The sequence below is a fragment of the Pontibacter brevis genome (genome assembly GCF_054779655.1).
Genome location: NZ_BAAGXV010000009.1, coordinates 43,385 through 54,880, shown reverse-complemented (window position 1 = coordinate 54,880; position 11,496 = coordinate 43,385). Strand labels below are relative to the sequence as shown.

Here is an 11,496-nt window from a genome sequence, read left to right as displayed (position 1 = left end):
ACAGTTCATTAGGTGACATAACGCCGGAAGAGTGGGTAAAAAAGAATATAGTGAAACCCGAATTCTCTACTTTTGACCGGCCCTAAAAATGGGAGGAGCTCATTATCGTCAAAGCTGTTTTTTTCTTCAGAAAGTGCTGAGTATTTCTAATCAGAGGTCTGAACTTCTGTAGATGAAAGGAAATGATGTATGAATGGAGAGTTATAACTGTACTATTTCCCCCTTTTAACTCCGCTACATCTACCAGTTCCAGGTAAGGCCATAGCTTTCTGTTATCTTCAATTTCTTGCACCGCAGCCAGCCACCTTCCTGTCAGGTAAAGAATACCCACCCCAGGAAAGCACACGCCTTCATGTTCAAGGAGCACGCATTAGAAGTTCACTTCTCTTACTGCCAGGAGTACAAAATCGCTCAAGCTGCATAAACTTTGCGCTTCTCGCTTTCGGTGCGGCTTTAAGTGCGGGGCGTGTCATCACAATACTTTCTGATACCCTGACAGGAAGCTAATAGCAGGTAAATATTTACATACCATTATGTAACAATATTAGGATGTTAAAGTATAAAGTTGGAACATTGAAAAAACTAATGAACCACTTTCTCCTGTTTTGCCATCTGTTTATGGCTTGGTTATTAAATATAATAGGCAGCAGTACCGAAAAAGATATAGATAAATCAGAAGACAGGTAAGCGATGCTGTACGTTGAAAACAGATCCTGGCATAGACATACTAAGGCGAAAGCCGTGTTGAAAGCGGCTATAAATCTGCACCTGTTTGCAATTATCCTTTTTGCGGCAGCCGTTGCTCTTTTTTCCCTGGCTGCCCTGGCGCCTCCGGCCACAGCTATGGTGTCTTCCATCCTTGTTTCGTACACCACTTCCTTTGTTTGTGTGGCGGCCGATTGGGCTATAAAATAAGCGGGATACCTCCAATGCACCTTATAAATTCAGTACCTTTGGGACTACCCTATGAGCGAAAACAGCAATAGGAGGAGAAGCTTATAAATCACAATGCATACGCTTACAAAAGATAACATGCACGGCTCGATCTTCGTGTTTCTGAAGCGGTTCGTGGAATACAGGCACAATTACCACACATGGGTGGACATCATTGAAAAAGAGGGACTGCAGAGCCGCATGCCCTATCAGATGAACGAGGTGTACCCTGTCCAGGAGCTGTTCAGGATTATGGCCGCCGCGGCCCAAAAGCAAGAGGTTTCTTATGATGAGTTCCAGGAAAGGTTTGGGGAGTTCCTGGTGCCGGACCTGCTGCTGGTCTTCAAGCGCTTCGTAGACCCTGCCTGGAGAACGCAGGAAACGCTGTTGCACATTGGCACTCACATGCACGGCGGCATTAGAAAGGAGAACGAGGCGACAAACCCACCTCCGCTGCACGTGTCCAAGATAGGGAAGGACATGCTCGTTATCGACTACCACTCCAAGCGCAGGATGGCGGGCTTCGCTATCGGCATCATCAAAGGACTGGCGCAGTACTTTGACGAGAGCGATAAGGTGCATGTCCTTCCAGCGACGCAGCCTGACGCCGAGCGGGTGCAAATAAGAGTCAGGTTTTCTGATTGAGGAGTATGTAATACTGGAAGAAGGCTAAACGGAAAAATAGCTGCACCACGCACCGAAGCATATTAGAAGAGGTTGCCCCGCAGGATGGCGAGTTATGGACAGTCTCATCGGAAGCCTTTCATCAGGCTGAGCTTATGAATGGTCATTCTATTGCCGTTCTTGAGGCTAATCATGTTCAGGGAAGTACCAACTTAATATATAATACGAGCAGTCAAGGGTCATAACACCACAGCTTTACAAATGTTTTTCCTCTATGAAGGAGGTGCCGCAGCCGGATTGCTCCTGCCTACGTAAAGAGGGGTCATTCTTGGCAAGTGCTAAAAGCAACACGAACATCCGGTTTGCTGATGTACTTGTATGGAAAGCCGGGGTACTCATAGAACTGGGTTGACAGGATAACCAGGATTGAGGCACTTTTGATTATTAATATGATAAGATTGCACGCCGGGAACAGCACAGAACTGTTGAGAGACCTAATCGGGCAGTATATCTCTAACCTCCAGGTGGACACGTACAAACCAGGTGAGAACATCAACCGGAACCAGAATGCAGCTCGTCAGGCCCTGCGTCGGGAAAGACGGCTGGAGTGTGCCATGGAAAATGCGCTTCTTTGAATCAGTACGCTGGAGAGTAACCGCTGAAACGTTGATTGCCTATTTTGAAACGGAAAAGAGAAGCGCCAGTACCTGACCCGGGCGCAGGGCCAGGAGGAAAGGGAGGGATATCTTCCTGTTCCGCGACAGCTAGATTAACTTTAGCAGAGGAACTATATCAGTTATGTTCTAAAATTAGTAGCGGTGGAGTAAATGGTGTGTACTTTATACGCCATTACTTGCCTTCATCAAGTATAAGTAAAAATGATAAAGCCGAACTACCGTATCGGTTCATAACTGGTACGGTAGTCCATTCATCTGAAAGCCGACATGCAAATGAAGAAATTATATGCCCTCGCCGCGCTTAGCACGCTACTTTATAGTTGTAGCTCAAACCAGGCAACAGTAGAGAATTCAAACACGGAGGTAGCCACGGCCACATCACAGACTTTTAATGAGCCGCACCGCCTGCAGTTCCATTTCACGCCGCCCGCTGGCTGGATGAACGACCCGAACGGAATGGTGTACCACAACGGCGAATACCACCTTTTTTACCAGCACAACCCCGACAGCACGGTTTGGGGCCCCATGCACTGGGGCCACGCTGTGAGCAGGGACATGATCCAATGGGAGCACCTGCCCATTGCACTCTATCCCGACAGCCTGGGCACTATCTTCTCGGGTAGTGCCGTGGTGGACGTAAAAAACACCTCCGGGCTGGGTACAGCGGGCAATCCGGCCATGGTCGCTATTTACACCTATCACAATGCCGAAGCAGAAAGAGCAGGCAGAAACGACTTCCAGACGCAGGGCATTGCCTACAGCCTGGACAATGGCCGCAGCTGGACGAAGTATAAAAACAACCCGGTGCTGGAGAACCCGGGCATCCGCGACTTCCGTGACCCGAAGGTAAGCTGGTACGAAGAAGGACAAAAGTGGATCATGACACTGGCTGTGAAAGACCACATCAGCTTTTACTCTTCTCCCAACCTGATCGACTGGAAGCTGGAGAGCGACTTCGGGGCGAACGTAGGAGCCCACGGTGGGGTGTGGGAGTGCCCGGATCTCTTCAAGCTGAAAACACAGGATACAGGTGAGGAAAAGTGGGTGCTGATTGTGAACATCAACCCCGGAGCACCAAACGGGGGCTCCGGCACACAGTACTTCCTGGGCCATTTTGACGGCAGCAAATTCGTGCTGGACCCGCAGTTTGAGGCAAGCCTCAATGCCAAACCCGTGGTGGCCACTACCGTGAACGGACAGGAAGGCATTTGGCTGGATTATGGCCGTGATCAATATGCTGGTATCACCTGGTCTAACATACCAAAGGAAGACGGCCGTGAACTGTTCATCGGCTGGATGAGCAACTGGGACTATGCCAACGTAGTGCCGACAGAGAAATGGAGAAGCGCTATGACCATCGCCCGCTCACTGGAACTGGTGAACACGCCGGCAGGCTTGCGTGTTGCCTCCATGCCTGTGAAAGAGCTGAAAAACATCTATGGCACCACCCGAACACTGGAGGCACAGCCGGTATCAGGTGCTTTAAATATTTCAGAGAAAGCAGCTGTGAACACGTCAACCTTCGACCTGCAACTGGAGGTGGAGCCGGCTGATGCACAAAGCTCCTTTGCCGTTGAGCTTTCCAACAACAGGAATCAGAAGGTGCTGGTAGGCTTCGATGCTACCCGCGGGCAGTATTATATAGATAGAACACAGGCTGGCGAAAATGATTTTTCAGACAAGTTCTCAGGTGTTCAATATGCACCCAGGTTATCGAATGAGAAAGCGTTCGACCTGCGCCTGTTAGTGGATGTGGCCTCGGTGGAGCTTTTTGCAGATGGCGGCAAGACCGTAATGACCAGCATCTTCTTTCCTGACGAGCCATTTACTAAGGTCAGGCTGGTAGCGGATAAAGGGCAGGTAAAACTCAATTCAGGCAGTATCACTGATTTGAAGTCTATCTATCGTTCCGCTAAATAATAGCTGAAAAGGCAGCATGCTGTTGCCAGCTGATAAAATATCTGAAGTAGTTTGATGGTTTAAAACTCCAACAGCCCTGTTTTCCTGCCGCAGGGCTTTTTAAAATCATGGTAGTCAAGGTTTGTGCTTCGAACTTTGGATTAGGGGTATGCCTGCTTTTCTGTCTGGTCCAGCTGAATGGATGAAGAAGCTGCTAAACATCCTGTTCTAAATCTGCGTTCATGGCAGCAGGATCCAAATAAAAAGGAGATAAAGCAAATGGAGCAGAAAACGTTCATCGACGCCATTGAAAGACAGAACTGGCTTGATACGGCAGGAGATGCTGTGCAGCCTGCGGTTGTCAACGCTTTTAAAGCAGGCGGGGAAGCTGGTCAGCAAATCAAGGATGCGCTGCACGGCACCTGGCTCGGCCACCCCTTGCACCCTGCCATTACGGATGTTCCCATCGGGGCATGGACGACTGCCGCCGTGCTGGATACGATGGTGTTGATGGGAAAGAAAAAGTATGCGCCAGGCGCAGATGCAGCTGTGGCTGGCGGCCTTGTTGGTGCAATAGGCTCCGCCGTGACAGGAATTACGGATTGGACCGGAACGACGAAAGAAAGGCGGAAAGTCGGGCTGATGCACGGGATGCTGAACGCAGGTGCAACTGCGCTATACGTCACATCGCTTTTGCTCCGGCGGCGCAGAAAAACACGTAAAACGACTATTGGCTTGTCCATGCTCGGCTATGGGGTTGTGAGTGTGGGGGCTTACCTGGGTGGTCACCTTGTTTTTGGGAAGCAGGTGGGCGTGGACCATACAGCTACAGCAGACAAGCCCCCGAAAGATTTTGTGCCTGTTTTGGAGGACAGCGAACTGGAGGAAAACAAGATGCGCTGTGTGCAGGCCGGGGAGGTAGCCGTGCTTCTTGCCCGGAAGAATGGGAAAGTGTTTGCCCTGGCTCACACCTGGGCGGCCCGCTTTCAGAAGGCGAGTTGCGGGACGACTGCAGCGTGCGTTGCCCGTGGCACGATTCCGTTTTTTCTTTAGAGGATGGCAGCGTGGTGCACGGTCCGGCAACAGAACCGCAGCCAAAATTTGAGGTGCGAGTCAAAGCCGGCCAAATTGAGGTCCGTTTATCTGATTAAGGAAGCAAGCAGCAGCTGAAGAACCAATTGGCGGTTGTGTTATGCACCAATTCTGGGAGCAGCGCTGTAAAAAGAAAGGTAAACCATAAACTGTACGAATATGAAAGCAAATGTGCATCACCACGACTTCTTCGGCTCTGCCGCTGCTGACATAAGCGAACGCATCACGCTTCAGAAGTTCCTGGAGTCTAAGGGAGTGGACACAGAAAGGTATGAAGCAGTCGGAGCCGGGTTCGACGTGGGGCAGGAAGAGCCGTTCTCAGGCTTCATCATCTGCCGGGACAATCAGAAGTCCACTGAAGAAAGGGATCAGCTGATAAGGCTGCATTTCGAAAAAGAAATAAACCAGGAGGAGTTCTTCTCCCTGTTTAAGCGCTTCGAAGTGCTCCTGACAGCAACGAAGGGCGGCTACGGGATAATAGAAGCAAACGGAGAACTAGTGATTTCCAGGGATGATGTTTAAGTCTTTAGTAATCTGGTCAGGTATGTTAAGCCAATCTTTTACCGTTGCATAAATATGCTTCTGCCAGGCCTCAATGGTGCCCTGGTTGGTAATGGTAAGAACGCTGCATTCCATTTGGGTTTCTTCCCCGGTGTTCCGGCGCAAATACTTGCCGCTTTTCTGGCTTTGTGTGGCACCGGGATAGACTAAAGCTACTTTTTTAGCCTGGTAGTATTGATGATAAACATACAGCTGCCGCAGGTCATCGGGGGAAGGATTGTAACCGTTCAGGTTCTTCCATTTGGTATCCAGCACCACGCAATCTAGTCTGCCTTTATTAATAACGATGTCGGGGATGATCTTACTTAGGTAGCCGTGCTCTGGCTTCCAGAAGTACATGTACGCCTGATCTTTTATCGTAAAATCCGGTTTATCCTTCCTTAAACCTTTTCGGAGGCTCACATAAACAAAACGCTCCCAAAGCTGATTCATATCGAACATCAAGGCTAAAACGTGGTTTCTGCCTTTGCTTACGTCGGGGTGGTAGTTGAGCAGAAGTAGTCGCGCAATGTCCAGGGCTTTGCGGTAACTTTCCGTCTTCCGGTTGTAACTAATCTTTTCAAAAGTGGCTTCCGATACTTTCAGATCAGGTTGTTCCGGAAAAATGAGTAACAGTGCCCCGATCTTACTTTGAAGCGCTGCATTGGTATTGATGCGTTTAAGCAAAATTAGCGTCTTGTACAGAATCTGGTGAAGCTGGTGCTGTACGTCATAGGTGGTGTGGCGTACATAAAACCGTTCCTGGTGGACCAGGTTTTTCTGGATGTGCTGGCCAAACTGAATGCTGCCTTTCAGCGCAGTAGTGTTGCTTTCTGTTTTACGGTATTTCTTTACCAGTCCACGGTGCATCAGGTACTCTACTGCCTGTAGAAATAAGGTAAAGTATAAGTCTAAAATGGAGTTCGATTGAAGCTTTAAGTTACTGCTGCTGGGAGCCTGAATATCGAAAACACCGACAGCGCGAAGCATGCCGATAAGCATTTGGAGCCACTGACTTTTGCTGTCGTTCTTATCAGTTTTTGGCAGTACTTCTATGGTAAGCTTCCCTACCTGCAGCACCCCCACGTACTCGCTGAACTTAACACCTTTGTGAATGAGGGAATAATAAGGTACGCCTTTCTCTCCATAAAAAGCCTGCAGGGCCTGTAGTTGAGGTTCAGAGAGACGTTCTTCCCCTTTCTCTGTCCATAGACTGGAATGCTCGAAAACAGTGATATGATTATGCTGCTGGCTCACGCTTTTATTTCATCAGGGCATCCAGGGCAGCTTCAAACTCCTCCTCCTTTAACCTGTTTTCTCCAACCAAATCCGCCAAGCAATAGACCTCTTTTTCGGCTAAACCAGAGGAATCGTAGCTTCCGAAAGTGGCGAAGATATCCATGTCTTCCTGCTCTGAAGGTTTGACAAAGCCCTCACCAAGCACTAAGCCAATTTTGCCGAAATCACCGTAGAAGTATTCCTGCAGGAGCGGGATGATCTTATTCTGGAAAGCCATGCGTAGCCCTTCAGCGTCCTTCACCTCCAAAAAATAGCTGTGGCCGATCAGGTTGTCCTTGCCTAAAAGTTTTTCGATGCGGCGGTTTATTTTCTTAAGGATGTCCATCAATTTAAAGCCTGCCACTACTTCTTCTAATCCATGGAAGTCATACCTCGGAGGCATCTCTACAAAGCTGAACCTGCGCCGCAAAGCAGTATCTAAAGCCTCCACACTGCGGTCGGCGGTGTTCATGGTTCCAATGATGTAGAGGTTATCAGGTACCCCAAACTTTTCTTTGCTATAAGGGAGAGTAACCTCCAGTTGTTCCTCTTTGCCTAAGCGTTTATCTTCCTCAATCAGGGTGATTAACTCTCCAAAAATCTGAGAGACATTGCCCCGGTTTATTTCATCAATGATCAGGACGTATGGCTGAGGAGTTTCACCATTTAAGCCACCTTTCATCAAGCTTTTGTGCTTTGTTAAATAATTAATAATTTCTCTGACATAGGTGGGGTTGTATATCCCTTCAAACGAGCCTGATTCATAGGCCTTGCGTATGTTTAGAATATTGACAGGATACCAAGGGTTCTCACTAATCCGGGCACTGTTATGGGGCTGTACATATAAAACATTTGTACCTCTATACACTACGTCGAAGCTTGTGCCCTTCGCATTTATCGTTAGCGGATTTTTACCATCGGCTTCTGAGGTTTCCTGTTTAAATGCCTCAATTACATCATTAAAGTTTCCGGTGGATGGTTTAGCTTTATTGCAGATTAACTTGAAGATACCTTCCTCAATCTCATAAATAACTTTATCATTTTCCGTCTTCGGTTTTATACCCTCGATGAAATCCTCATAGCTCATACTTTGGTGAAAGGTGGTGAACACAACCTGGCCTTCCGCTACTTTCTTATCAAATATTTTTTTCAGTATATTTCGGTTTACACTTTCTATGTCTTCACCTAAGATTTCTAGTGCTTTAGTTATGGTAGTATAGGTTTTACCTGTACCTGGAGGACCAAAAAGAATTTGATTTAGGGGCATCTTATTTTTGCTTTTTGTCTCTTGGCCACTAGCTGCTGGGGCTGCTGTAATCTTTTCGGGTTGAAAGTCAAAGAAGGTCGCTCTGTACTCTTTATCAAAAGCAGCCTTTCTGAACGCAACATTATCGTACTTTTTCGGATCTGTATTTTTGTCTCTCTCTATCTCGACCTGTACCGCTTCTCTTATTGCCGGATAGTGTTGCGTGACAATGGATGCAGAAGCTTTATGAAAGAAAGCGGGATGTCCCGTTCCATCAAAGTTTCCCTTTTCTATCCCCTCAACAGTATAATCTTTGGGTGCAATAAAGTAGAACTGATTTTTCTCCAGATTTAAGCAATACCTTATCCCTACCTGAAAGCTCAGTTTATTAGAAGTGCTGAATACTAGATTAGGTTCATCAGGTATATTCAGTTCACCAATAAGTCTGTCGAGAATGCTGAAATATAGATTAAGATACTCTGCTGATGATTTTTTGATAATATCCCGAAAGGCTTTTTCATCCCTCTGAATTTGGGTTGTGTTACCATCTAGCATCTTATATAAAATGTCCTGAGCCAGTATTTTATGGTTGCTATCATGAAAGGCATCATTAGGCAAAATTTGTTTTACTAACTCCAACAGTTCTGTGTCCGGCTCCAGATACTCTGATATAAGATTATCCAGCAGGTCTAGGTAGTGGATATATTTCTCACCTGCTTTCTTTGCTTTAACCCCGACTAAGTTGCAGCACTTCTTATAGAAGGAGTCTTTATAAAAAGTATACTTATCAGGATTGTAGTAAGTAAGCAGCGTGGCCATGGTTCTTTCATCATGGTGGTGAGAAAGCTTTTCATCTGGCACCAATTCCCTGTAGAGTTGCAACGTCTCAGAAGAGAATCGCTTTAGCCGGTCTGCTAGTGGAGTGCTTTCATCAAAGAGCACTTTGAAACATGCCCGATATGCTTCTGGCCTGTCTTTGGCAAGGTGGTGTATAACGCCGATACCTACACCATATATAAGGTTAGAGTAATCAATACTTTTTATTTCTTCATAAAAATCAGGGGCATTCAGATTTGGCCTGCCCTGGTACTGTTTGACCAGCTTCCATTTATAAACTTCATCAGCTAACTTATTCTGGCGCAGATCCTCTATATAATTCAAAACTAGCTCACTCAAAGGGTTAACCAGTTTGCTCTCATCTTGCATTATCTCTTGTTCGTGTCTCATGAGGTACGGTTTGTAGTTGTATGTCTCCGGTTTTACAGAGGCGACACTTAATGCTTGGTAGGGTAGGAATGCCTCTGCACCTATGGGTAAATTAAATATAGGCTTCTTTATATGCAACTTATTTCTGATTTCTGCAGATTTCAAAAGAAGTTGTAACCAAAGTGAAGTATCAAATACTAGATGAGGCAGGAGGAAGTAGTACTTGCTTGAAACAATTTAAGTACTCTTTAAACTTGCCAGTGGCAACATAAAGCTTTACCGGCAGTCTTTCTGATGGGACTCTAAGGAATACATTTATTTTACTAACTCTTCTAAACCTACTGATGCGTGTCTGCGTAAAACAACCCGGCTAAAAGTTGAGAAGTTTGAAATCAAACCTATCATAAAAGGAGGGCTCCTCGTGATGAGGAGCCTTTTCTTTTTTAAGCCAATAAGCTCATTTCATTCAGAAGAGGAACTGATACCTGCATTTCTTAAAGCGCATGACCTAGGCTTTGCTGAAATGGCAGAGGGCAAAGACGCTTGTTGATTTTGCTGTTGCGTAATCTCCACCACATCGTGAATTATTGACTTGCTGCACACTATCCTTTATATTGATAAGTAAACTTATGCGGACAGAGGGAAGAACTTTGTAAAGCACTAAAATTGATGCCAGCAGCCAACAGATAAGCAAACCATTATTTTCTGTGGCATGTGTCCATTTAAAGCTGTATTTGTCTCTTCTCTAAGATAGAACCCAATTTCTAATCACACCCAATAGTCTCTTATAAAGTAAAATCATGAAAATAACACATTACACTAAAGCAGTTTATGTAAGAGTCTTTTTGGTTGTAGCGCTTATCTCCGTCAACCTGCCAGCGGTTTTCTCTCAGAACCAGGAACCGGTGGTAAGAAAGGGCATTCCCCTGGACTCCATTCGCCTGAGCGACCCTTTTATCCTGGCTGACAACAAAACATCTATGTATTATATGACAGGTACGGGAGGGATGCTGTGGAAAAGCAAAGACCTGAAGAAATGGACTGGCCCGTACAAGGTGGTGAAGACAGACCCGGACTCGTGGATGGGAAAGAACCCGATGATTTGGGCAGCAGAGCTGCATCATTACAAAGGGAAATACTACTATTTCGGCACCTTTACCAACAGGGACATGAAGATTGATACGGTGAGGGGGAATGTCATTGAACGCCGGGCCTCGCATGTGCTGGTGAGCGACAGACCCGATGGGCCTTATGTGCCCATGAAAGACCCTGTATACCTGCCAGCAGACAAACCGACCTTAGATGGCACGCTTTGGGTGGACACAGACGGAAAACCCTATATGGTTTATTGTTATGAATGGCTGCAGAACTGGAACGGCACCATGGAAAAGATAGAATTGAAACCAGATTTAAGTGGTTCAAAAGGAGAAGGCAAAGTGCTTTTTCGTGCAAGCGACTCCCCCTGGAGCAAGGAGCGTGACGAAGCCGGTAATATCATTCCGAATAAAGTAACGGACGGACCCTGGCTGTTTCGTACCCAAACAGGGAAGCTGGGCATGCTGTGGACAAGCTGGGTTTTTAATGTCTATACGCAGGGGGTAGCCTATTCTGAAAGCGGTACATTAGACGGCCCCTGGATACATGAAAAAGAGCCGATAACACCACCTGACTATGGACACGGCATGCTATTCCGCACTTTTGATGGCAAACTGCTGATGTCGGTGCATAGCCATAAAGAAGACAAAAGCGGGCGTTACATCCGCATCCCCCACCTGTTTGAGGTAGACGACTCCGGAAGTAAGCTTACTGTGGGTAAGCCTTTGTGAAAGTATAGGGTGCTTCAAAACAAGCATGATATAAAATGACAAAGCCTGCAATGCAATAACTTTATGATAAATGCAGGAGTTGTTCTGCTGTTATCATAAATGTTCGTTCACCTCTCACATCATTCAATGCGACTCGAAAGCCTAATGCTTCTATTTTAGCAGTGTACCGAAAACA

At 46.6% G+C, this 11,496-nt stretch carries 10 protein-coding genes; 7 read left to right on the top strand and 3 right to left on the bottom strand.

Annotated elements, in window-relative coordinates; all coding sequences use genetic code 11:
• Positions 1-521 precede the first annotated feature (521 nt).
• Positions 522-857 (bottom strand): hypothetical protein, encoded by a 336-nt coding sequence (locus ACYVB1_RS02335; RefSeq protein ID WP_460920100.1) that lies wholly within the window; start codon positions 855-857, stop codon positions 522-524.
• Positions 858-1,032: 175 nt separating this feature from the next.
• Here ACYVB1_RS02335 and ACYVB1_RS02330 point away from each other — a divergent pair, with 175 nt between their 5' ends.
• From ACYVB1_RS02330 to ACYVB1_RS02305, 6 genes are all read left to right on the top strand, one after another.
• The gene (locus ACYVB1_RS02330) at positions 1,033-1,578 is read left to right on the top strand and encodes a heme NO-binding domain-containing protein (protein WP_460920098.1); all 546 of its coding nucleotides are present in this window, start codon (positions 1,033-1,035) and stop codon (positions 1,576-1,578) included.
• Positions 1,579-2,006: 428 nt separating this feature from the next.
• Positions 2,007-2,192 (top strand): hypothetical protein, encoded by a 186-nt coding sequence (locus ACYVB1_RS02325; RefSeq protein ID WP_460920096.1) that lies wholly within the window; start codon positions 2,007-2,009, stop codon positions 2,190-2,192.
• A gap of 315 nt (positions 2,193-2,507) precedes the next feature.
• Complete coding sequence (locus tag ACYVB1_RS02320) at positions 2,508-4,154, top strand: glycoside hydrolase family 32 protein (RefSeq protein WP_460920094.1); 1,647 nt, start codon at positions 2,508-2,510, stop codon at positions 4,152-4,154.
• A gap of 258 nt (positions 4,155-4,412) precedes the next feature.
• On the top strand, positions 4,413-5,186 hold the full coding sequence (locus tag ACYVB1_RS02315; RefSeq protein ID WP_460920092.1) for a DUF2231 domain-containing protein: 774 nt from the start codon (positions 4,413-4,415) through the stop codon (positions 5,184-5,186).
• Positions 5,132-5,284, top strand: a complete 153-nt coding sequence (locus ACYVB1_RS02310) for a Rieske (2Fe-2S) protein (RefSeq protein ID WP_460920090.1) — start codon at positions 5,132-5,134, stop codon at positions 5,282-5,284. The genes ACYVB1_RS02315 and ACYVB1_RS02310 overlap by 55 nt, the downstream gene beginning before the upstream one ends.
• A gap of 100 nt (positions 5,285-5,384) precedes the next feature.
• A complete protein-coding gene (locus tag ACYVB1_RS02305; RefSeq protein ID WP_460920088.1) occupies positions 5,385-5,747 on the top strand; it encodes a hypothetical protein in 363 nt (120 codons plus the stop codon).
• Here ACYVB1_RS02305 and ACYVB1_RS02300 read toward each other — a convergent pair.
• Positions 5,721-7,022, bottom strand: a complete 1,302-nt coding sequence (locus tag ACYVB1_RS02300) for an McrC family protein (RefSeq protein WP_460920086.1) — start codon at positions 7,020-7,022, stop codon at positions 5,721-5,723. The two genes, ACYVB1_RS02305 and ACYVB1_RS02300, sit on opposite strands and share 27 nt — an antisense overlap.
• A 4-nt stretch (positions 7,023-7,026) precedes the next feature.
• Positions 7,027-9,516 (bottom strand): McrB family protein, encoded by a 2,490-nt coding sequence (locus ACYVB1_RS02295; protein ID WP_460920084.1) that lies wholly within the window; start codon positions 9,514-9,516, stop codon positions 7,027-7,029.
• A 779-nt stretch (positions 9,517-10,295) separates the two neighbouring features.
• Between ACYVB1_RS02295 and ACYVB1_RS02290 the strand changes: the two genes are divergently transcribed.
• Complete coding sequence (locus ACYVB1_RS02290; RefSeq protein ID WP_460920082.1) at positions 10,296-11,321, top strand: glycoside hydrolase family 43 protein; 1,026 nt, start codon at positions 10,296-10,298, stop codon at positions 11,319-11,321.
• Positions 11,322-11,496 lie beyond the last annotated feature (175 nt).

Coding starts and splice junctions, on each gene's coding strand:
- ACYVB1_RS02305 (WP_460920088.1), top strand. CDS start 5,385: ATGAAAGCAAATGTGCATCACCACGACTTCTTCGGCTCTGCCGCTGCT.
- ACYVB1_RS02330 (WP_460920098.1), top strand. CDS start 1,033: ATGCACGGCTCGATCTTCGTGTTTCTGAAGCGGTTCGTGGAATACAGG.
- ACYVB1_RS02335 (WP_460920100.1), bottom strand. CDS start 857: ATGGAAGACACCATAGCTGTGGCCGGAGGCGCCAGGGCAGCCAGGGAA.
- ACYVB1_RS02315 (WP_460920092.1), top strand. CDS start 4,413: ATGGAGCAGAAAACGTTCATCGACGCCATTGAAAGACAGAACTGGCTT.
- ACYVB1_RS02295 (WP_460920084.1), bottom strand. CDS start 9,516: ATGAGACACGAACAAGAGATAATGCAAGATGAGAGCAAACTGGTTAAC.
- ACYVB1_RS02290 (WP_460920082.1), top strand. CDS start 10,296: ATGAAAATAACACATTACACTAAAGCAGTTTATGTAAGAGTCTTTTTG.
- ACYVB1_RS02325 (WP_460920096.1), top strand. CDS start 2,007: ATGATAAGATTGCACGCCGGGAACAGCACAGAACTGTTGAGAGACCTA.
- ACYVB1_RS02320 (WP_460920094.1), top strand. CDS start 2,508: ATGAAGAAATTATATGCCCTCGCCGCGCTTAGCACGCTACTTTATAGT.